General features: G+C 63.4%; 20 protein-coding genes and 1 pseudogene. 12 read left to right on the forward strand and 9 right to left on the reverse strand.

The window, feature by feature from the left end; translation table 11 throughout:
- Positions 1–23: 23 nt before the first annotated feature.
- The 4 genes from ACGYLY_RS07925 to ACGYLY_RS07940 form a co-directional block, all read right to left on the reverse strand.
- A complete protein-coding gene (locus ACGYLY_RS07925) occupies positions 24–455 on the reverse strand; it encodes a universal stress protein (RefSeq protein WP_395282193.1) in 432 nt (143 codons plus the stop codon).
- Positions 456–527: 72 nt separating this feature from the next.
- Entirely contained in the window at positions 528–1,364 is an 837-nt protein-coding gene (locus tag ACGYLY_RS07930) for a phosphatase PAP2 family protein (RefSeq protein WP_395282192.1), read from the reverse strand.
- A gap of 36 nt (positions 1,365–1,400) precedes the next feature.
- Entirely contained in the window at positions 1,401–2,150 is a 750-nt protein-coding gene (locus ACGYLY_RS07935; RefSeq protein WP_395282191.1) for an RNA methyltransferase, read from the reverse strand.
- The gene (locus ACGYLY_RS07940) at positions 2,147–2,671 is read right to left on the reverse strand and encodes a hypothetical protein (RefSeq protein WP_395282190.1); all 525 of its coding nucleotides are present in this window, start codon (positions 2,669–2,671) and stop codon (positions 2,147–2,149) included. Before ACGYLY_RS07940 ends, ACGYLY_RS07935 begins: the two co-directional genes overlap by 4 nt.
- A gap of 160 nt (positions 2,672–2,831) precedes the next feature.
- Here ACGYLY_RS07940 and ACGYLY_RS07945 point away from each other — a divergent pair, with 160 nt between their 5' ends.
- The 8 genes and pseudogenes from ACGYLY_RS07945 to ACGYLY_RS07980 all read left to right on the forward strand — a co-directional run bounded on the left by ACGYLY_RS07945 (position 2,832) and on the right by ACGYLY_RS07980 (position 12,542).
- A complete protein-coding gene (locus ACGYLY_RS07945) occupies positions 2,832–3,773 on the forward strand; it encodes a methyl-accepting chemotaxis protein (protein WP_395282189.1) in 942 nt (313 codons plus the stop codon).
- A gap of 58 nt (positions 3,774–3,831) precedes the next feature.
- Positions 3,832–4,533: a hypothetical protein gene (locus tag ACGYLY_RS07950; protein ID WP_395282188.1), complete on the forward strand. Its 702-nt coding sequence runs from the start codon at positions 3,832–3,834 to the stop codon at positions 4,531–4,533.
- Entirely contained in the window at positions 4,530–6,635 is a 2,106-nt protein-coding gene (locus ACGYLY_RS07955; RefSeq protein WP_395282187.1) for a hypothetical protein, read from the forward strand. The genes ACGYLY_RS07950 and ACGYLY_RS07955 overlap by 4 nt, the downstream gene beginning before the upstream one ends.
- Positions 6,636–6,767: 132 nt before the next feature.
- Complete coding sequence (locus ACGYLY_RS07960; protein ID WP_395282186.1) at positions 6,768–8,864, forward strand: hypothetical protein; 2,097 nt, start codon at positions 6,768–6,770, stop codon at positions 8,862–8,864.
- A gap of 40 nt (positions 8,865–8,904) precedes the next feature.
- Positions 8,905–9,717 (forward strand): annotated as a pseudogene (folP, locus tag ACGYLY_RS07965) (dihydropteroate synthase); the annotation flags it as partial.
- A 34-nt stretch (positions 9,718–9,751) separates the two neighbouring features.
- Positions 9,752–10,438 carry a 6-hydroxymethylpterin diphosphokinase MptE-like protein gene (locus ACGYLY_RS07970; protein WP_395282185.1) on the forward strand — a complete coding sequence of 229 codons (687 nt, stop codon included), beginning with the start codon at positions 9,752–9,754 and terminating at the stop codon, positions 10,436–10,438.
- A gap of 50 nt (positions 10,439–10,488) precedes the next feature.
- Complete coding sequence (locus ACGYLY_RS07975) at positions 10,489–11,049, forward strand: maltose acetyltransferase domain-containing protein (RefSeq protein WP_395282184.1); 561 nt, start codon at positions 10,489–10,491, stop codon at positions 11,047–11,049.
- 71 nt (positions 11,050–11,120) lie between these two features.
- Positions 11,121–12,542 (forward strand): FAD-binding oxidoreductase, encoded by a 1,422-nt coding sequence (locus ACGYLY_RS07980; protein WP_395282183.1) that lies wholly within the window; start codon positions 11,121–11,123, stop codon positions 12,540–12,542.
- Here ACGYLY_RS07980 and ACGYLY_RS07985 read toward each other — a convergent pair.
- On the reverse strand, positions 12,539–12,811 hold the full coding sequence (locus ACGYLY_RS07985; protein ID WP_395282182.1) for a hypothetical protein: 273 nt from the start codon (positions 12,809–12,811) through the stop codon (positions 12,539–12,541). The two genes, ACGYLY_RS07980 and ACGYLY_RS07985, sit on opposite strands and share 4 nt — an antisense overlap.
- A 110-nt stretch (positions 12,812–12,921) precedes the next feature.
- On the opposite strand from ACGYLY_RS07985, the gene ACGYLY_RS07990 reads away from it, so the two are divergent.
- The gene (locus tag ACGYLY_RS07990) at positions 12,922–13,599 is read left to right on the forward strand and encodes a class I SAM-dependent methyltransferase (RefSeq protein ID WP_395282181.1); all 678 of its coding nucleotides are present in this window, start codon (positions 12,922–12,924) and stop codon (positions 13,597–13,599) included.
- On the opposite strand, the gene ACGYLY_RS07995 is transcribed toward ACGYLY_RS07990, so the two are convergent.
- Entirely contained in the window at positions 13,590–15,278 is a 1,689-nt protein-coding gene (locus ACGYLY_RS07995; RefSeq protein ID WP_395282180.1) for a thiamine pyrophosphate-binding protein, read from the reverse strand. The genes ACGYLY_RS07990 and ACGYLY_RS07995 overlap by 10 nt on opposite strands.
- Before the next feature lie 167 nt (positions 15,279–15,445).
- Here ACGYLY_RS07995 and ACGYLY_RS08000 point away from each other — a divergent pair, with 167 nt between their 5' ends.
- The 3 genes from ACGYLY_RS08000 to ACGYLY_RS08010 all read left to right on the forward strand — a co-directional run bounded on the left by ACGYLY_RS08000 (position 15,446) and on the right by ACGYLY_RS08010 (position 17,005).
- Positions 15,446–16,435 carry a DMT family transporter gene (locus ACGYLY_RS08000; RefSeq protein WP_395282178.1) on the forward strand — a complete coding sequence of 330 codons (990 nt, stop codon included), beginning with the start codon at positions 15,446–15,448 and terminating at the stop codon, positions 16,433–16,435.
- Between the two features lie 196 nt (positions 16,436–16,631).
- Positions 16,632–16,775 (forward strand): hypothetical protein, encoded by a 144-nt coding sequence (locus ACGYLY_RS08005; protein WP_395282177.1) that lies wholly within the window; start codon positions 16,632–16,634, stop codon positions 16,773–16,775.
- Positions 16,775–17,005: a hypothetical protein gene (locus ACGYLY_RS08010; RefSeq protein ID WP_395282176.1), complete on the forward strand. Its 231-nt coding sequence runs from the start codon at positions 16,775–16,777 to the stop codon at positions 17,003–17,005. The genes ACGYLY_RS08005 and ACGYLY_RS08010 overlap by 1 nt, the downstream gene beginning before the upstream one ends.
- Here the strand turns inward: ACGYLY_RS08010 and ACGYLY_RS08015 are convergent.
- The 3 genes from ACGYLY_RS08015 to ACGYLY_RS08025 form a co-directional block, all read right to left on the reverse strand.
- Positions 17,002–17,460, reverse strand: coding sequence for a luciferase family protein (locus tag ACGYLY_RS08015; RefSeq protein ID WP_395282175.1), 459 nt, complete (start codon positions 17,458–17,460; stop codon positions 17,002–17,004). The genes ACGYLY_RS08010 and ACGYLY_RS08015 overlap by 4 nt on opposite strands.
- Positions 17,461–17,688: 228 nt before the next feature.
- Positions 17,689–18,690, reverse strand: coding sequence for a TIGR04024 family LLM class F420-dependent oxidoreductase (locus tag ACGYLY_RS08020; protein ID WP_395282174.1), 1,002 nt, complete (start codon positions 18,688–18,690; stop codon positions 17,689–17,691).
- 119 nt (positions 18,691–18,809) lie between these two features.
- Complete coding sequence (locus ACGYLY_RS08025) at positions 18,810–20,099, reverse strand: MFS transporter (protein ID WP_395282173.1); 1,290 nt, start codon at positions 20,097–20,099, stop codon at positions 18,810–18,812.
- Between the last annotated feature and the right edge of the window lie 91 nt (positions 20,100–20,190).

A 20,190-nucleotide genomic window follows, 5' to 3' on the forward strand; every position in this document is an offset into this window, starting at 1 on the left:
TTTTCGTTTCGTAACGCCCTCGGTCATCGCTGGACGGCGAACACGGGGACATCGGTCGTTCGAATCACGCGTTCGGTGACGCTCCCGGAGAGAAATCGACTCAACCCCGAGCGCCCGTGCGTTCCCATCACGACGACGTCGACGTCGTATTCCGTGGCGTACTCCGCGATGAGTTTGTGGGGTGTTCCCTCCACGAGTGTCGTAGAGACGGGTACGTCTCGACGGTCCCCTTCCTCGACGAGGGCGTCCAAGGCGTCTCGCCCGTCCGATTCGTACCGAGTTCGGGTGTCGCTTCCCGCTCCGGTGCCGACGATTTCGGCACCGCTCTCGGTCTCATCGACGACGTACAGCGCGTGAACGGTGGCGTCGTACGTTCGAGCCAAGCCGAAACCGTGTTCGATGGCGGCCTCGACGGCATCGGTTCCGTCGGTTGGAATCAAGACGTCGTCGTACATCCGCTAAACAATACTCCTCGGTTCACTTCAATCACGCTGTCGTCGGGTGTGTGAAAACTCCCTGGACCGCGGCTATCGGTTGGATGCCCGACGAACCGCCGCGACCGCCTCCTTCGAGACGACCGACCAGCGCGGTTCGCTGAACTGGCGCGAAAGGGTGTACGCGCAGGCGACCAGGACGAGGGCGAACGCCGCGTCGGTCAGCCAGTGGACGCCCAGATAAAGCGTGGACACGACGATTGCGCCCGAGAGAACCGCCATGGTATACGCATACGCCGTGTCCGCTTTCCGGGCGTACACCGCCGCGAGTACCGACAGACCGGTGTGGAGGCTCGGGAACGCCTTCACCAGCGTGTCCGTGGAGAAGATGCCGTACTGGATGGCCGGGCTGAGTTGGTACATCAGCGGCTGTACCGAGGTGAGATACAGCGACGACACCTTCACCGGGAAGAGGACGAAGAACGGAACCGCCAGCGTGACGAGGATGACGTACGCCAGCGCGTAGCGGTGGGCCTCCTCCTCGTCGTGTGCCTTGAGTTTGAAGTACGTGAACAGCACGGCGAACGGGAATCCGACGAGGTACACCGCGGTAAACGCGATCGTCAACGGTTGCGAGGCGACCACTTGGAACGTGGCGACGGTCGCGCCTTCGATGGCGTAGACGAACCCGGTGAAGGTCCGGCCGACGTGGAAGTGGAGGGCAACTGTGTTCACGACTTGCGTGACGACCCACGCGACGCCGAGGTACTTCCAGTCGGTCTTGAGGAATTCCTTGAGGAGTGTCGTGAGTCGCTCCTCCGGCAGGAACACCTGCTTGCCGACGAACATCACGAGGACGCTCGGGACGGCGACGATGAGGGTAAACTGCGTCCCAGGCGGGAGGGAATGAAATTGGAGGGCGGGAAGCATCGCTACACCGTAGTTAAGCAACAGAATATAAAGAAGTTACTTATCGTTTCGCGCAGGTTCGGGCGTGTTCGACCGCGACGTGCGTTCGCTCGCCCGTCGAACGATTCCTCGCAACGTTGCGATTTCCCGGCCAGTGGGATGTGCACGGCCGAACACCCGGCGAATCATTCGCATGTTCTTGTCGCGTTTCTCGGTCGGTTGGCCGACGGTGTCGAGCAGGTCGGCGAACGCGCCGTAGAACCCCTCGATTTCCGCCTCGTCCGCTCGTTCCCGCGAGACGTCCGGGAGTTGGGACTCCTCGACCGTCAGCGTCCGGAGTTCGTAGAGGGTGACGGTCGCCGCCTGTCCGAGGTTCAGCGCCGGATACGCCGCGCTGGCGGGAATCGAGCACACCTCGTCGATACGGGAGAGTTCCTCGTTCGTCAACCCGTTCGCCTCGCGGCCGAAGACGAGGACCGTCTCGGTTTTTACCTCCCGAAGACTATCGGCGAGTTCGCGCGGCGTCGTGAACGGAAACCGCACGTGATGGCTCGCGTCCTCGTTCGTCGTCGCCGTCATGCCGACGGTGTGGTAGTTCTCGACCAACTCGTCGAACGTCACCTCGTCGTAGTTCGGCAACACGTCCTCGCGGGCCTGTCCGGCGAAGCCGTAGGCCTCGCTGTCCCGGTCGAACTCTGGCGGGTTCACGAGTTTCAAGTCGTCCATCCCGAAGTTCTTCATCGCTCGCGCGATGGTCCCGATGTTGCCGGGGGTTTTCGGTTCGACGACGGCGACGGCGGGTTTCATGAGGGGTAGTCGCGGGACATATCGACGTCTCGCAGGTCGATACGCTCCTGTTCGTCCTCGGGGAGTTCCACGTTCAGTTCGCTCGGGTCGGACTCGGGCGGTTCCGGGAGGTCGTCCGGGTCGGTATCGACGTGTTCCACTCCGGCGTACCCCTCGGGTGCGCGTCCGCCGTCGGCGAACCATTCGAGGAACTCGTCCTGTAGTCGCTCCTCGCCGCGGAATCGGTCGCCGCCTTCCTCGAAATACCAGAAGAGGAAGTCCGTCTCGTGTTCCGAGCAGATGCCCACCTCCGCCAGCGGTTCGCCGTACACGACGTCCATCTCGTTGCACATGCCGATGTTCTCGTCGCCGTGAATCAACCAGCAGGCGTGGCACGGGGACCCGACGAGCGCCGACAGGCGAAAGAGCCGTGTTTGCGTGTCGTCGTCCATCTCGTCCATCGGTCGGTATTCACCGTTTTCGGTGAACACCTCCGCCTCGTCGAATCGCCACCCGCGAAGTCCGATGCTCACTTTACCCATCACCTTCCCGTAGCGACCGGAGGGACAAAAAGAGCGTGTCTGCGATTCCGTATGCGTAGATGAAGTTCCAAAGACGATATTGATCGTTATTGTAACCGAACATGAATGAATTGAGAATATATCTGATAAATTATATATGTTTGCGGAAATATTTTGATTCATGGAGAAATCAGTGGAGGAAGCGGTAGACGTCAGCTTGGACGAAGACATCGAAGAGGAACTCCTCGAAACGGCGGACGAGGAAGAGGCCAACGAGGAAGGGGTCAACGAGGCACGGGAGGGGTTGTTGGAACTGTACGAATCGTCCGAGGAAATCGCCGAAAGTATCGGTGAAATCGCGGCGCTTTCGGACGAACAGTCGAGCGGAATGGAAACCGTTGCGACGGAAGTGTCGGAACTGAGCGCCGCGATTCAGGAGATCGCTGCGTCGGCGGAACAGGTATCGGCAGCGAGCGCACAAGCACGACGGCAGGCGAACGACGGCCAATCCTCGGCGGGCGAGGTCGTCGCGGCGATGGAGTCGATACAGGAACTGACCACGAACATAATCGACGATATGTACACGATTCGGAGGGAGATCGAGGAGATAGGCGAAGTAACCGAAATCATCAACAACATCGCCGACCAGACGAACCTGTTGGCGCTGAACGCGTCCATCGAGGCCGCTCGGGCCGGTGAAGCCGGAAGCGGGTTCGCGGTAGTCGCCGACGAAATCAAGGAGTTGGCGACGCAGTCACAGGAGCAAGCGGGGGACATCGAGGGGATGGTGTTCGACATCCAGGCGGACGCCGAAAACGCCGTCGAGCGCTTGGACGAGGGCGAAGAGCGGATAGAGTCCGGTCTCGAACGGGTCGGAACCGCGATGGACAGTCTGGACGAAATCAGCGAAGCGGTCGAGGAAGCGACGTTCGGCATCGAGGAGGTCGCGGACGCGACCGACGAGCAAGCGGCGACCGCCGAGGAGGTGGCGTCGATGGTCGACCAGACCGCACAGAACGCGAGCACCATCGGGGACGAAACGGGTGAGGTCGCCGCGGCCGTCGAGCAGCAAACGATGGCGATTCGAGACGTGAACGAGGCGATGGACGAAATGACCGAGTGACCGCACCACTGGTCCATCAGAATTTTTATCATCAGTCGCGGAAATTTTGCATCAAACGATGCGTTCTGCAGGGATTTCGTTCCGTGGTGGGGGTCGCTCGCCGACGTTCCACGAAGTGCTCTCCGATTTCAAGCGACAAGGCTGTAACATCCTCGTCACGGGCCGGGTCTCCGAGACGACGACGAACCGAACGACGATGCAGCTTTTGGGCGCGACGACACAGGAGCGAAAGCGCGTCCTCGTCCTCACCGACACGCTGGCCAGATACGCGAACTCGAAACTACCCGGCGGGACGAACGCCGACGACCCGGACGTGTGGGTCATCGACTGGGGCGACGACGAGCGTGCCGTTTCACGGTCGGTGGCGACGCCATCGAAACCGGGCGAGACGAACTCGCCCGAGGAGTCGCTTCGAGCGCTCCGAAGCGATATCGTCACGGCGGTCAGTTTCTTCGACGAGTGGGCGGATGGGCTTTCCCCGTCGGAACTGCGCCTCTCGTTCGACTCGCTCATCAAGCCGCTTGAACACTGTGAACAGGAAGCCGTCGAACGATTTCTCAGAACGGTCAGGGCACTCGTCCGCGGCGTGTCCGGGATGGCACACTACCACCTCCCGGTTCCGGATTCGAACCCGATCGTACGGGAGTTGACGCCGCTGTTCGACGCGCGCGTCGAACTTCGACAAACGAACGGGTTGGTCCCGGAACAGCGCTGGCACGTCCCGGAGTACGACCAGACGACGAACTGGGTTCAGCTATGAGCTTCGAGTGGGAGACCGATGACCCGCTCAGCGTCCCGACGTTCGAAGCGAATCCGGACGAACCGGGAGTCCGAATCTGGGACCCCGTCGACAAAGCGAGCTTCGTCTTTCGGACCCCGTCTCCCGTTTCACTCCGACCGGGAGAGACGGACGATTTTTTCGTTCCGATAGACTCCGCGGTCGAATTTCGAACCCGCGAACTCGTCGTCCCCGAACGAGTGAATTTCAACGTCTGGTCGACCGAGGAGGGAATTTCCGACCGAATCTCACTGACCGAAGGCGAGTGGCGCTCCTCGGAACCCATCGAATATCTCGAATGCCCGGTCGCCCCGATAAAGCTCTACCTTCGAATCGGAGCGGACGTCACTATCCGGGTCATCGACGGGTCGGTATCCATCGAACTCGACACCGAACGAACCGTATCCATCGGTTGTCGATCACACAGCGAATCGCCCGCGGGGACGATAACCGTCACCGACGATATCGAGGACGTGATGCGGGCTGTCTCCGCGCTCGGAGCGGGTCTGAAGACGCTCTCCCCGGAACGGTCGTACCCCACGCTTCGCGGCCATCCGCCGCTCATCGAACGCGGCGAAAAGTTCGCCGTCCCATCGAACATCGATCGACCGGAGTCGGGGGTTCGGTTGGTACTCCCGCCGAAGCGAAACTACGTTTATGCCGCCACCTCGCTCGCGTACTATCTGGCTGCGGATATCGTCCCCGGCGACGAACCACGGCTCGAAACCCCGACGAGCGAGCACGCACTGGGTGATGGAACGTTCGATTCGTACGTTGACGGGATTTCTAACACATTTCAACACGTCTTCTTCCTCGATTGTGTCCTCCGGGAGGAGGGTTTCTACGACGTTCCGGTCCACGAGCGCCGACGGGTCGAACCGCTGGTCGATTTCGATTTCGCCGCGCTCTACCGACAGTCGTCTTCGGAGCGGCTCGATACCTACCTCGATGTGCCGTTCGACCTTCTCGAACCCGTCCGCCCGTCGTGGCATCTGACGATGGACATCGTTCCGTCGGCGGAGAACGTCTCCATGCTTCCGTTCGCCGCGGTCGAACTCCCGTTGATTCGCTGTCCGACACCGAGAACCGTTCCACGCGTCGAGCGGCAACCGGTGACGATTACCGACTTCTGTCGAAGCGGCCGCGCGGACGGGGACGAATCGGTCGAAATGCGGCCCATAAGCCCCGATGCGACGACGACGGAGGAGCACGTCTGGGTCGGCGACGGCGTTCCGATAGGAAGTACCAAAGCGACGGTGGAGTCCTACCGTCGCCGTCTCGATACTGAGACCGCGAATCGTGGAGCGATTCGCGTCCAAATCGTCTGTAACGACCCGATGATGCAAGCCGAGGGAACGGTACGGGAACGCTACCGTTTCAGGGATTCGACGGAACACGAGGTCGATATCGCGTACGACCTGACGACGGAGGAACTTCGGTCCCTGTTCGCGTCGGACATCGATTTCTTGCATTACATCGGTCACGTGGACCACGGTGGAATGGAATGTGCGGACGGCGTCCTCGATACACGAACCCTCGACACGGTGACGGTCGAATCGTTCCTGCTCAACGCGTGTCGCTCGTGCGAACAGGGCGCAACGTTGGTCGAGAAAGGGAGTCGTGCGGGTGTCGCGACGCTCTCCGACGTTTCGAACGAACCGGCCACGGAGATGGGGTGTCTCCTCGCACGCGGACTCGGAGCGGGTCTCTCGTTTCGAACCGCGCTCTCGATCGCCCAGACCCAGACACTTTCGGGGACCCAGTACACCGTCATCGGCGACGGTGGGATGTGTCTCTGTCTACCGTTTTCCGGAACCACCCCGATGATACTCATCGACGACGTTCGAAACGGCACCTACTTCGTTCGAATGAAGCCGTACAAAACCCCGCGTTACAGCGCTGGTTCGACGGGGTCGCCCCTCTGGGAGGAGTACGCTGAACTGTACTTGGAACCCGAATCGTGGGTCACGTGTGAAGTGACCGCGGACGAACTCGAAGTCGGATTGAACGAGCAGTTGATGCCGGTCAAATACGAGGGGGAACTGTATTGGAGCGAAGACGTCACGGCCGCAGATTTCGACTGAGTACCGTCGTTTTTATCATTCCCCTTCGTAGTCGGCGTATGCAACCGTCTTCGCCCGCCGCGATCGACATGTATACGCCAAACCACGATCCATCTGGCCGACCCGCCGTCAACACGGCAAACGGGGCGCTGAATGCCCCGGAATGAGGGCCCATCGAATCGGAACGCTTCCGTTCCGACGTTCGAACGCCTCTCCGGAGGTCGTGGCGTTCGAATCTGGGACCCCATCGAGAAGGTTAGTTTCGTCTTTCGGACGCCGTCACGAATCGAACCGCGACGGGGTTCGACGGAGGGGTTTCCGTTCCCCATCGATACGGCGGTCGAATTTCGAACGGACCGCCTCGACGTCCCCTGCGGGACCATGTTCAACGCGTGGGACGAATCCGGAACGGTCCTCGAATCGATCCATACGGACGGCGGTGTGTGGACCTCGTCGCAGCCAGTCGGTTTCCTCGAAGTCGTGAGCGCCCCGATTCGATTGTACATCGCCGTCGGTCGTCCCGTAACGACTCGTACCGACGGGGTGTCGGCCACCGTCGAGTTGGCCGAAGAGTCCACGGTCCGTCTCGGCGTCCGGTCGTACCACGAATCGCCCGCGGGGTCGATTACGGTTACGGACGACGTCGAGGACGTGATGCGGGCCGTCTCGCGGTTCGGATCGGCGCTGAAGACGCTCTCCCCTGAACGGTCGTTTCCGACGCTCAGGGGCCATCCGCCGCTGGTCGAACGCGGAGAGGAGTTCTCCCTGCCACCGACCCTCGAACGTCCGGACACCGGCGTTCGGTTGGTGGTTCCTCCCAAACGAAAATACGTCTACCCCGCGGCATCGCTGGCGTACTATCTCGGTGCCGAGGTGGTTCCCGGATGCACACCACGGCTCGAAACTCCGAACTCCGAACACTCGCTCGACGGTTCCGCGGGGTTCGAGTGGACCGTCTCCGAACTCCTCCAGCACGTCTTCTTCTGTGACTGCTTGCTCCGCGAGGAGGGGTTTTACCCCGCGCCGCTCCACGTCCGTTCCGACGTCGAATCGTTGGTCGATTTCGACTTCGCCGACCTCTACGATCGGTCGTTGTCGGAGCAACTCGAAGCCTATCTCTCGGTCCCCTTCGACCGCCTCGAACCCCACCGTCCGGTCTGGAACCTCGTGGTGGACGTAGAGCCGACGAAACGGAACGCCGAGGCGCTTCCGTACGTTTCGAACGACCTCGCACTCGTTCGGTGTCCCGAGACCAGCGGGCGAACGCCTACGAGCGGGCCGCCGCAGGAAATCGCCGATTTCTGTCGAAGCGGGGCGGTTTCGGTGCCCGAACCCTCGGAAACGTTCGTGAGCCCCGAGGAGTCGGAGACGCTCCATCACGAGTGGCTGGGTGACGGCGTTCCGATCGGTAGCAACAAGGTGACGCTCGACTCGTATCGCCGCCGTATCGAGGATTCCGGATCGGAGTCGTCGACCATCGACGTCAGAATCGTCTGCAACGACCCCAAAATGGCGGCTGAGGGCCGTGTGACGGAGTTGTACGAGTTCCGCGAAACGACCGACCACGACATCGACATCCGCTATGACCTCTCCGTCGATGAACTTCGGTCCTTGTTCGCCGCGGATATCGATTTCCTCCACTACATCGGACACGTCGACGGCCGCGGTATCGAATGTCGTGACGGCGTCTTGGATACGACTACGCTGGACGAGGTTCGCGTGCGGTCCTTTCTCCTCAACGCCTGCCGGTCGTACCACCAGAGCATGGCCCTCATCGAGAAGGGAAGTCGGGGCGGAATCGCGACCCTATCCGACGTCTCGAACGCCCCCGCAACCGAAATCGGTTCGTGGCTCGCTCGATTGCTCGGGCGGGGATACACGCTTCGAAACGCGCTTTCGGTGGCACGAACGTCCACGCTCGGCGGAGACCAGTACGTCGTCCTCGGAGACGGGGAAACGATACTCTGTCAGACGTTCGTCACGAGTACCACGTCGGTCACGGTGGACGAACGGATCGGCGATACGTTTCCGGTCACGCTCAAGATGCACGTCAACAAGTCGCAAATCGGGTCGTACGCGGAGGTCACACGGGACGAAAGCGACCGCTACTACTTGATTCCGGGAACGGATGCGACGTCCGAACTGACGGCGGACGAACTCGACGAACTGTTCGAACTGGAACCCGCCCCGGTCGAGTACGGGGGCGAACTGTACTGGAGTGCTGAAATTACCGCCGCTGACCTGCACTGAAAGGGCCGATTTTTATCCCTTCGCCCTCCCAGTTTCGGACATGCAGAACGTTGTCGCCGCGGGACTTGGCATCGGGCCGGAACACCCACCGCGAATCATGGGTGTGTTGAACGTCAGCGAGGAGTCGCCGTACGACCCGAGCGTGTACGACGACCCCGCGGACGCCGCGGAGTACGTGGACGAGAAACTGGTCGCCGAGGGTGTGGACATCGTGGATATCGGGCTGGAATCGGCGAACAAACGCTTCGACGTGCTCTCGGCCGAGGAGGAACTCGACCGACTGGGAACCGCCCTCGAAACGATAGAACACGTCGAAGGGGACCCCGTCTTCTCCATCGAAACGCGCTACGCGGACGTGGCGGACGAAGCGCTGTCGGGCGGTTTCGACATGGTGAACGACATCTGTGGCTTCGCGGATCCGAAGATGGCCGCGACCTGTGAGCGCCACGACGCCGCCGTCGTCAAGATGGCGAGTCCGCCGGACCTGAAACGACCGGGCGCGATAGAACGCGTGGACGACATCTACGACACGCTGGCGTCCGAACCGCTGACGGACAAGACCATCCTCGACCCGGCGTTCGGCGGATGGAGCGAGGAGAAGACGCTCGCGGACGACCGGGAGACGTTCCACCGACTCGGCGAGTTCCGGCAACTGGAGCGGCCCATCCTCGTCTCAATCAACCGGAAGAACTTCCTCGGCGACGTGGTGGGGAGGGACACCGAGGACCGCCTTCCGGCCAGTCTCGCCGCGACGTCGCTGGCCGTCGAACGCGGAGCGGACGTGATTCGAACGCACGACGTGGCGGAGACGCGCGACGCCGCGATCATCGGCCACGCCTTCGGCCGGGAGCGGCAATGAGGGGACGGCTTTCGTTCGGGAGGTCCTCGTGAACTTCGACGAGTGGGAACCCGCATATCGCGCCATCCTCTCGGATTTCGGATTTCCACGGGAAGACGACGAGCGCGCCCGCGACGTGCTCGCCGACATCGCCGTTCCGTTCGACCACGCTCGTCTCGACACGATTGCGGGAAGCACCGTCGCCATCGCGGGCGCGGCCCCGTCGCTTTCGGAGGAACTGAACCTCGCGCGCGAAGCGGAGTTCGTCGTCGCCGCCTCGACGGCCGCCGACGTCCTCCTCGACGGCGGAATCGACGTGGACTGCATGGTGACGGACCTCGACAAGAACCCGGAGACCGCCCGAAAGTTGAGCGAAGCGGGCGTTCCGGTCGTGGCACACGCCCACGGGGACAACATCCCGGCGATTCGAGCGTACGTCGCGACGTTCGACGCCGACCACGTGCTTGCGACGACGCAGGCGGAACCCCGCGGAGCGGTCGAGAACTTCGGCGGGTTCACCGACGGCGACCGGGCGGCGTTCCTCGCAGACCACTTCGGCGCGGGCGAACTGGTCTTCCCCGGATGGGATTTCGACGACGCGACCGTCGATTCGATGAAGGCGAAGAAACTCGACTGGGCCGAGCGCCTCCTCCGCTGGTTGGAACGACGGCGCGACGAGCGGTTCCCGGTTCTCGACGGTCGGCGGGACGCTCTCGACACCGACACGCCGTGGTGATACCGCTCCGTCAGATGCTTTTTGCGTTCGGCCGGGAAATCGAACCCACGATGGTTTCCGAGAAGGAGAAGATGCTGGCCGGCGAACTGTACGACCCTGCCGACCCGGAACTCGCGGAGGAGCGACGACGGGCGAGGGAGTACACCCGACGGTTCAACCGGACGGACGAAACGGAGACGGAGGTACGACGGTCGCTGTTGGAGGAACTGTTCGGTTCGACGGGCGAAGACCCGCACGTCGAACCGCCGTTTCGCTGCGATTACGGCTACAACGTCCACGTCGGGGACGGCTTTTACGCGAACTTCGACTGCGTGATTCTGGACGTTTGTCGTGTCGAAATGGGCCGGAACTGTTGGCTCGGCCCGGGCGTCCACGTCTATACCGCGACGCACCCGCTCGATGCGGAAACTCGCGTCGAGGGACCGGAGTACGGGAAACCGGTGACGATGGGCGACGACGTGTGGGTCGGCGGCAGGGCCGTCGTCGATCCGGGCGTCGAAATCGGAGACGGAGCCGTCGTCGCCGCCGGAGCGGTCGTCACCGAGGACGTTCCGCAAAATACGGTCGTCGGTGGAAATCCGGCGACCGTTATCAGGGAACTGGACGACTGAGTTCGGGTGCGGGTTCCGTCCTCGTCCGCGGTTCGAACAGGTTTATTTCACAGCGCGCCGAGTGCTACCGCATGGCGCACGATTGTTCGTTTCTCCGCGACCTGTCGCTCCCCGACGACCGATACTCCTTCGGCGACTCACACCGCGCCGGGCACGCGGGCGATTGGGGAACGCGAGAAGCGGAGGAAGTGGAACCCGACGCCGTCGTCTGGCCGGAATCGACGGAGGAAGTGTCGGCGATACTCGCAGCGGCGGACGAGCGCGGCGTTCCGGTCACGCCCTACGCCGCCGGGACGGGACTGGAAGGCAACGCGGCACCGACCCGCGGCGGCATCAGCCTCGACACGACGCGGATGGACGGGGTACTCGACGTTCGACCCGACGACTTTCAGGTCGACGTCGAACCGGGAATTCTGGGTGCCGAGGTGGACGAATCCGTCGCCAAGCACGGGTTGTTCTTCCCGCCGCTCCCGTCGTCGGGCGACATCTCGACGGTCGGCGGGATGATAGCCACCGACGCGAGCGGGATGCAGACGGTGAAGTACGGCGAGGTTCGCGACTGGGTTCTCGAACTGGAAGCCGTCCTCGCGGACGGGTCGGTCATCACGGCGGGGAGCAAGGCGGTCAAGACGTCGAGCGGGTACAACCTGAAGGACCTCATCGTGGGAAGCGAGGGAACGCTCGCGGTCGTCACCCGCGCGACCCTCGAACTCGCCGGGCGGCCGGAACAGATTCGCGGCGGGCGCGCCGTCTTCGACTCCCTCTCCGACGCGGTGGACGCGATTTCCGATGCGGTTCGGTCCGGCGTGGACGTGGCGAAGATAGAACTCGTGGACGAGACGAGCGCGACGATGGCGAACGCGTACACCGGGTCGTCGCTGCCCGACGTTCCCATGGTGTTCCTCGAGTTCCACGCGAACCACGGCGTCGAGGACGAAATCGAGTTCTGTCGCTCGGTATTCGAAGCACACGACGTCTCCCGGTTCGAGGTCGCCGACGGGAACGAGATGGACGACCTCTGGCAGATCCGACGGGAGATGGCCTTCGCAGTCGACGCCTACGACCCCGACCTCTCGCCGCTCCACCTCGGCGACGTGACGGTTCCCATCAGCAGGTATCCCGACATGGTTCGCCTCGTCCGGCGACTCGCCGACGAATACGACCTGCTGATTCCCTGCTTCGGTCACGCCGGGGACGGCAACCTCCACTACTCCGTGCTGGTGGACGAATCCGACGAGGGACACATCGAGCGCGCGCGCGAGGCACAGACCGAAATCGTCCACACCGCAATCGAGTGGGGCGGTACCTGCACGGGCGAACACGGCATCGGGCGGGGAAAACGGGAGTATCTCGAATTGGAACACGGGGCCGAAAGCGTCGAAACGATGCGACGGATAAAACGCGCGCTCGACCCGAACGACACGCTCAATCCGGGAAAGATGTTCCCCGAAACGGTCGGTGGCGGGCGAATCGATGACCGAACGTCGAATTAAGGTTCGTGGTCGAGTTCGAGGTCGCGTTTCGGCACTTCGCGGTAGCGTTCGCGTCCGACGGGCGTTCGCGTTTGCACGAGGTACGTCTCCTCGGTGAGGTCGTACACCGTCTCCGTCCGTCCCGCCGTGCTTCGCTCCGTCACGCGCGAAACGTCGGCGGAGTTCGAGAGGTGGTCGCCGAGGTGCCAACTGATCGGGGTTCCGCACGCCGCGGAGGAGGACGCTTCAGGTGATCGTGCGCCGTTGTGCCATTCCCCACGCAAATCCATATCACATCGAATGATAGTCGGTGATAAAACGATATCGGCATTGGACCGACGAAAAGTCGAGTGCGTTCGGAACGACAGGGAGTTTATGGGTGGACCGCATAGGGGGATAGATGGACCCAAACAGCGTCCGTCAACAGTGGGAGGAACGGTCGGGAGAGTACTCGCCGGACTACTACGCCTACTACGGACCCGACGAGACGAGCGAACTGCTCCGCGCTCGCCTTGATTTAGCCGTCGCGTCGGACGCGTCCGTTCTCGAACTCGGGTGTAGTTCGGGTCGGCACCTCGCCCGCCTCCACGAGGCGGGTTACGAGGACCTCCACGGCATCGAAATCAACGACGAAGCGCTCTCCGTGATGGAGGAGACGTATCCGGACCTCGCCGCGGCGGGAACGTTCCACATCGACGCCATCGAGGAGACGGTTCCCGAGTTCGACGACGGTCAGTTCGACGTGGTGTTTTCGGTCGAAACGCTCCAGCACCTCCACCCGGACGATGAGTGGGTGTTCGACGAGGTGGCGCGGATAACCGGTGACCGCCTGATCACCGTCGAAAACGAGGTAAGCGACGAATCTGAATCGGGGGAATCGGGGGAAACGGACGAATCGGACGGAAGCGAGACCGACGTGAACTACGTCCGCGACGAGTTCCCGCTGTACTACCGGAACTGGAACCGCATTTTCACCGAGCGGGGGTTCGCCGAAATCGACTCCGAAACGCTCGACCGGGACACGTTTCGGGTGTTTCGACCGGTCGAGTCCGCCGCCGATTCCGCGTCTCAGTCGTGAACCAACACGTCCACGACGCTCGGGCCGTCCTCCGCCAATGCCGTTTCCAGCGTCCCCGCGATGTCTGCGGGTGACTCCACGAGATAGCCGGACGCGCCGTGGCTCTCCGCGTTCTTCGGAATGTCGACCGGCGGTTCGAAGTCCATGCCGACGTACTCGTGGTCCCCGTCCTCGCCGCCGAACAGTTTCAGTGTGTTGTCCTTCAGGATGCGGTAGTTGCGGTTGTCCGGAACGACGACGGTCACGTCCACGTCGTACCGCGCCGCCGAGTAGAGCGTGTGTGGGTAGTAGAGGTACGACCCGTCGCCGACGAATCCGACGACCTGTCGCGGGTCGTCCGTCTCCGCTTCGGCCATCGCGGCCCCGACCGCGGCGGGGAGGCCGTAGCCGAGGCCGCCGCCCTTGTTCGAGATGTAGGACTCACGTTCGAAGGGCCAACGCAGGAGCATGACATACTTCGAGGTGACGCCCTCGTCGACGATGTACGGCGCGGACAGCGTCTCGCGGAGGGCGTCCACGAGTTCTGCTTTCGACGCGCGCGGATCCTCCGCGTCCCCCTCGCCCATGGACGCCATCTGCTGTCGGGCGAACTCCTTGAATTGTTGGACCCGTTCCAACCGCCCTGCGAGTTCGTCGTCCTCGATTTCGACCGCTTCGGCGAGTTCGTCCAGTACGAGACCCAAATCGCCGGTCACGGCCACGTCGGCGGGTACGTTCTTGCCGACCTGCCACGGTTCGTCGTTCAGGTCGATGACCGTGGCCTCCTCGGGTACGAGGTCCCGGTCGTGGCGCGTGAGCGTCGTGTTGGTCGAACACCCCGCGAACACGACGGTATCGCTGTTCATCGTCGCGGCGGCGATGTCCTCGTCAGGCGGGACGTGCGACACCCATTGGTCGTGACCGCCGGGGAAGGCCACCTCGCAGGACAGAATTTCGGCGTGAACGCGTGCGCCGGTCGCTTCGGCCAGTCTCACCGCCGCGTCCAGCGCGTCGACGTCGGAGTACGCGTCGTGTCGCGGGACGTGGTCGCCGACGACGAGAACCGGGTCGTCGGCCTCGGCGAGCAGATCCGCGGCGCGTTCGATTGCGGCCGGGTCGCCCGCACCCGGATTCTGAATCCGGCCGAGTCGTTCGGGTTCGGCGTCGGTTTCCGCCATCATCACGTCGAGCGGAAGCGAGAGGAAGACCGGTCCCGTGGGCGGCGTCTGGGCCACGCGAAACGCCCGCCGGAGCATCGTCGGAAGCGCCTCGACGTCCGTGACCTCCGCGCTCCACTTCGTGAACTGGTCGGTCATAGCCACCGTGTCGCCCGAGAGGATGGGTTCCTCGTGGCGGAAATCGAGGCTGTGTGCCCCCGCCGTGACGACGAGTGGCGCGCCCGTCACCGACGCGCCGTAGAGGTTTCCGAGGCCGTGGGCCACGCCCGGCGCGACGTGAAGGTTGACGACACCGACCGGACTGCTGTCCTCGCCGGCGCGGTAGTTCTTCGTGCTGGCGTATCCGGCCGCCATGCCGACCGCGATGTCCTCGTGGGGGGCGAGGACGTATTCCAACTCGCTTCCCCCCAGCGCTTCCATGACGGGAAGTTCGGTCGTTCCGGGGTTGCCGAACACGTGCCGAACGCCGTAGGATTCGAGCGCGTCGGTGAACAACTCGGCTCCCGTCCGTGATTCTGCCATGGCGGTGACTGGTTGCGAGCGACCAAAGGAGTTCTGGAGATATGTAACTATTTTTTACTATCCGACGCGAGTCCCCGTGTGACACGGTATCGTCTCTGCGGGAATTTTCAAGTGTGAGGGCCTACTACCGCCGTCACCAACTGAACACAGGTGTTTACGAAGTTACCATGATTCCATCACGATATCGAAATGCGGTGCTGTTCGCGCTGCTCGCGGTAGTCTGGGGTTCGTCGTTCGTCGCCATCGAAACCGGGTTGCGGACGCTCCCCCCGGTGTTGTTCGCGGCGCTTCGCTACGACATCGCGGGCGGGATACTGTTGACCGTCGTCGCCGTCCTCGGATTCCGCCGGGACGACTTTCAGTGGCGGCCGGCCACGCGAACCGATTGGACACTCGTCGGCGTCGGCGGCGTCTTCATGTTCGGCCTCTACCTCGCGCTCTTCTTCACCGGACAACAGTACGTCACGAGCGGCGTCGGTGCCGTCGTGCTCAGTCTGAAACCGGTCGCCACGCCGGTGTTCGCGCTGGCGCTCCTGCCGAACGAGCGGTTCGACGCGCTCGAAATCGGGGGCATCTTGCTGGCGCTCCTCGGCGTGGTCGTCGTCGCCGACCCGACGTCGCTCGGCGGGTCCACCGTCGGCGTCGGGTTGCTGCTCGTCGGTTCCCTCGTCTTCGCGTTCGCGTCGGTGGTGACCCAGCGCCTGCGGACGACGCTCCCGGCGCTCTCCCAGCAGGCGTGGATGATGGCCGTCGGCGCGCTCGTCCTGCACGCGACGAGCGCCGCGGTTCGAGGCTGGCCGAGCGTCTCGCTCACCCGGTCCGCCGCCGTCTCGCTGGTGTACCTCGCGGTCGTCGCCAGCATCGGCGGGTACCTCATCTACTTCGACCTGCTCGGTCGAATCGGCGCGAACGAGGTCAACCTCGTGAACTACGCCGTTCCGGTGGTCGCCACGGTGTTCGGGGCGCTCCTGCTCGGCGAACCAATCACCGACGCCACGATTACGGGCTTCCTCGTCATCGTCGCCGGGTTCGTCCTGTTGAAGTGGGCGGCCCTCAAACGCGGCGTCGTCGCGGCGCGTCGACCGTCTCGTTCGCCTCCCGGCGCGACATCCGCCGAAACCGTCGTCGTTTCCGGGAACGTCTACTATCGTGGGTAAGCGGTAGAACGAACCGAATACAGCTTCGGCGTGGTTCTCCATTCTGCTCCCGGCGTCACCGTGGGTGCAACGTGGTTCTCGTGGAGATACGAAGGGATGTCCGCTATCCCTCGTTTCGAGAGACGTCGAGATGTTAAAAACACATACACTTCAACTCGCCCGAACGTACAAGTCGAACGCCGTCGTGTCCCGTTGTATGGCGATTTGTCCATACTGCGAGGAGGATATCACCGACTGGGCACAGCGCCTCGAACGGGGGGCCGCCGCGAGTACGCCGAAAGTCTGGACGTGTCCCGACTGTGACCGCGTCCTCGGCATCACGGACTGGGGGGCCGCGTAGTGCCACTGGAAGGTTGGCGCCGTCGGGAGGATTTGGAAGGCGGCAAACAGATTCGAATCTGGCTGAGTGACGACGAAGACCGGGAACTGTACGTGGAAAACCTGACCTACCGCGACTCGGGGTACGCCGTCTACACCTACGACGTGGACGAGGACGAGTGGCGGACCATCACCGAAACCGATTCGCGGGCCGAGGCGGTCGAAGCGGCGACGGAGTGGGCGACGAGTTAGAGGAGCGCCCGTAGTTCGCCGCTCGGTTCGAGGGCGTCGAACTCCGCGTCAACGTCGAGCGACGTGGGGATTTCCGCGTCGGCGACATCCGACATCGCCGCAACGTGTGAGAGGTAGGACAGTCGCAAGAGCCAGAGCGCCTCGTCCACGTCGTCCGGCCCCTCGACGCGAAAGGTCGTCCACCCCGATTCGGGATAGATGTGATGGGGCCCCGTCTTCCCCTCGGCGACGAGTTCGTTACGTACCCGTCGAGGGAACGCTATGTCGAGGATTCCCCATCGATGGACGTGGCCGATTTCACGCGGTCCGATGGCGAACTCCGTCCCCCCGTAGCGGTGTTCCCCCGCGTTCACGCCGTCCCACTCCGATACCTCCGTCACGATTGCGTCGATTGCGTCGGTCATCGTTACCCCCATGCCGTCGCGTTTCCGACCGTGGGCGCAAACGCTCGGCATACCGGATAGTAGGTCCCTCTTCGATTTGCTCCTTTCGGGAGAAGGGTCTCCGAGACGCGAGTACGTCGGCAGTATAAGGGAACGGTTCGGGCAATACAGGGATGGCCCATGGTAGGCCACCCGTGCAAGGTTGCAGTGTCTATGAGGCACGTTTGGGACGCCGGAAATTCGTCCCAGCATGTGATTGTCACGCGAGGTAAAAGGTACTGTTCCCCAACCAGTTCGGACTTACGGAGACAACGCGGTCATCGTCTCGCGCGCCTCCTCGACCGTCGCTCCGCGGGGAAAGCCGACCGCGACAGCATCGACGCCGTCGATGTCGGCGAACTTCCGGAACTCCTCGCGTGCGCGTTCTGGCGTGCCCGATGCCCCGAGTCGGTCCAGAAGGTCGTCGTTCACCAGTTCGGTCGCCCGCTCCTTGTCGCCGTTCGCCCACGCGGCCGAGATATCGTAGGCGACCTCCTCGTGGCCCTGCCGGGCCAACGAATCCCGGTAGTACGTGCCCATGCCGCCGATATAGAACGCCGCGTGCTGGCGGGCGAGGGTCCGAGCGCGTTCGCCGTCGTCCAGCGCACAGCAGGTCAGCGAGAGCGTCACTTCCACGTCGTCCACGTCGCGGTTTCCGAGGTCCGCGCCCCTCCTCAGGTCGTCGAGGCGGTCCTCCATGCCGTCCGGCGTGAACAGCGTCGCGTGCCACCCGTCGGCGAACCGTCCCGCGAGTTCGACCGATTTCGGTCCCATCCCCGCGGCGTCTATCGGCGGCGGCGTCTCCGGCGGGTCACATCGCAGTCGGAAGCCGCCCAGCGTGAAGCAGTCGCCGTCGTAGTTCACCGTCTCGCCCGACAGCACCGTCCGAACGATGTCGATTGTTTCGCGGGTTCGTCGGAGCGGGCGGTCGAACTCCTCGCCGTGCCAGCCTTGGATGACGACCGGACCGCTCGGGCCGATGCCGACGCGAAACCGCCCGTCGGACACCTCCTGGAGCGTGGCAGCGGTTTGCCCGATGAGCGCTGGCGACCGCGAGTAGACGTTCACGATGGACGGGCCGAGGCCGATTTCGTCCGTCCCGAGCGCCATCGCCGTCAGGCTCGTCACCGCGTCGCGGCCCCACGTCTCGGGAAGCCACACGTGGTCGTACCCCAACTCCTCCGCCCGCTGTGTCAAGTCCACGAGCGTCTCCACGCTCGGTTGCGCCGCGACCGGGAGATGAATTGCTCTCGTTGCAGCCATTCTGTACGAATGATTCGTGTGGACACCTATCAGTGTCGATGTTCACGATTCGGGAGTTTCCGGGAGTTGAACGCGCGGTTTTTCGAACGGCGTTTATCCCGCCGGAGAGGCCAACCGATTCACGCGCCGAAGGAGTTCGGTTCCACGCCGGAAACGGGCGGGAACCCGCGGAGCGAGGGAACCGCCGACCAGTAGACCGCGAGCAGACAGTACCCCAAGCCGGACAGTCCGACGACGGCGGGGCTTCCGACGACGTCCCCGAGATAGCCGCCGAGGAGGTAGCCGACCGGACCGACGACGGCGATGAGGCTGCCGATGGTCGAACTCACGCGAGCGAGCAGGTCGTTCGGGACGCCGGTCTGAATCGTCGCGCTGACGAGGACGTTGTAGATGCCGAGCGGAACGGCTGCGACGCCGTAGACGAGGAGTACCGCGGGAAACCATCCGGTACTGACGGCAGCGACCCGTCCGACCGTTGCAACGAGAAATCCGACGATCGTGACGCACCCGAACCGGACGGACTCGAACTGCGATGCGACGAGCGACCCGAGGAGGAGTCCGACGGTCGATGCAGCGATCAGGAGGCCGTACGTCTCCGCCCCGCCGAACGTGTCGGCGAACGCGGGGAGAACCGACGCCGACATGCCGGTGAACGCGGTCGCGATACCCGCCGCGACGACCATGTGGCCGACGACGGAACCTCGAATCAGGTCGAACCCCTCGCGGATGTCCGCGGCGTACTCCCCAGCCGACGGGGACGTGCCTGTCTTCTCCGTGGCGGGGACCGAAAGGAGGAGGAAAAAGAACCCGCCGACGGCGAACGTCATCGCGTCGAAGACGAACAGTGCGACGGCACCCAACGCGGCGATGAGCGCGCCCGAGAACGCCTGTGCCAGCGCACCGAGCGTCTGCTGTGTCGACGAGTCGAGCGAGTTCGCGCGGGGGAGCAGTTCGTCGTCCACGAGTCGCGGGAGGGCGGCTTGTTCCGCCGGTGTGTTGACCCGTCCGAGGAGGGAGAGGAGCGCGACGACGGCGAGGACGAGGGGAACGCTCATCGCGCCCACGTGGGACGCGAACGGAACGGCGAGGACGACGACGCCTTGGGCCGCCGCGACGAGGACGAGCAGGCGGGAGAGGCGCGAACGGTCCACGAGCGGGCCGAAGAGGAATCCGACGATTTGCGGGAGTCGCGAGAGGAACCCGGCGACGCCGGTGTACAGCGTCGAACCGGTCAACTGATACACCAGCCACATCGCGGCGATGAAGTACAGTTCGTCGCCGACGCCGCTGACCGTGCGGGCGAGGTACAGCCGTCGGAACCCCGTGTTGGCGAGGAGCGTTCCGGTTTTCGACGCGCCGAACCGGTCGCGCCATCCCACCGATTTGGCCGACGAGTCGATTTCAGCCATACACACCGTCCCGGCGCGAGGGTGATGAGGGTTCGGTGAACGCCAGTTCTGTAAGCATATAAATACGTTTTCGGGGGATTGATGGGCGATC

Source organism: Haladaptatus sp. CMAA 1909 (assembly GCF_043952005.1).
Classification (GTDB): Archaea; Halobacteriota; Halobacteria; order Halobacteriales; family Haladaptataceae; genus Haladaptatus.

Excerpts from the sequence above, each read along its gene's own strand:
- ACGYLY_RS08015 (WP_395282175.1), bottom strand. The coding sequence starts at position 17,460 with ATGCCGAGCGTTTGCGCCCACGGTCGGAAACGCGACGGCATGGGGGTA.
- ACGYLY_RS07950 (WP_395282188.1), top strand. The coding sequence starts at position 3,832 with ATGCGTTCTGCAGGGATTTCGTTCCGTGGTGGGGGTCGCTCGCCGACG.
- ACGYLY_RS08000 (WP_395282178.1), top strand. The coding sequence starts at position 15,446 with ATGATTCCATCACGATATCGAAATGCGGTGCTGTTCGCGCTGCTCGCG.
- ACGYLY_RS07995 (WP_395282180.1), bottom strand. The coding sequence starts at position 15,278 with ATGGCAGAATCACGGACGGGAGCCGAGTTGTTCACCGACGCGCTCGAA.
- ACGYLY_RS07975 (WP_395282184.1), top strand. The coding sequence starts at position 10,489 with ATGGTTTCCGAGAAGGAGAAGATGCTGGCCGGCGAACTGTACGACCCT.
- ACGYLY_RS07955 (WP_395282187.1), top strand. The coding sequence starts at position 4,530 with ATGAGCTTCGAGTGGGAGACCGATGACCCGCTCAGCGTCCCGACGTTC.
- ACGYLY_RS08025 (WP_395282173.1), bottom strand. The coding sequence starts at position 20,099 with ATGGCTGAAATCGACTCGTCGGCCAAATCGGTGGGATGGCGCGACCGG.
- ACGYLY_RS07935 (WP_395282191.1), bottom strand. The coding sequence starts at position 2,150 with ATGAAACCCGCCGTCGCCGTCGTCGAACCGAAAACCCCCGGCAACATC.
- ACGYLY_RS07985 (WP_395282182.1), bottom strand. The coding sequence starts at position 12,811 with ATGGATTTGCGTGGGGAATGGCACAACGGCGCACGATCACCTGAAGCG.
- ACGYLY_RS07990 (WP_395282181.1), top strand. The coding sequence starts at position 12,922 with ATGGACCCAAACAGCGTCCGTCAACAGTGGGAGGAACGGTCGGGAGAG.
- ACGYLY_RS08005 (WP_395282177.1), top strand. The coding sequence starts at position 16,632 with ATGGCGATTTGTCCATACTGCGAGGAGGATATCACCGACTGGGCACAG.
- ACGYLY_RS07925 (WP_395282193.1), bottom strand. The coding sequence starts at position 455 with ATGTACGACGACGTCTTGATTCCAACCGACGGAACCGATGCCGTCGAG.
- ACGYLY_RS07930 (WP_395282192.1), bottom strand. The coding sequence starts at position 1,364 with ATGCTTCCCGCCCTCCAATTTCATTCCCTCCCGCCTGGGACGCAGTTT.
- ACGYLY_RS07945 (WP_395282189.1), top strand. The coding sequence starts at position 2,832 with ATGGAGAAATCAGTGGAGGAAGCGGTAGACGTCAGCTTGGACGAAGAC.
- ACGYLY_RS07980 (WP_395282183.1), top strand. The coding sequence starts at position 11,121 with ATGGCGCACGATTGTTCGTTTCTCCGCGACCTGTCGCTCCCCGACGAC.
- ACGYLY_RS07940 (WP_395282190.1), bottom strand. The coding sequence starts at position 2,671 with ATGGGTAAAGTGAGCATCGGACTTCGCGGGTGGCGATTCGACGAGGCG.
- ACGYLY_RS07960 (WP_395282186.1), top strand. The coding sequence starts at position 6,768 with ATGCCCCGGAATGAGGGCCCATCGAATCGGAACGCTTCCGTTCCGACG.
- ACGYLY_RS08020 (WP_395282174.1), bottom strand. The coding sequence starts at position 18,690 with ATGGCTGCAACGAGAGCAATTCATCTCCCGGTCGCGGCGCAACCGAGC.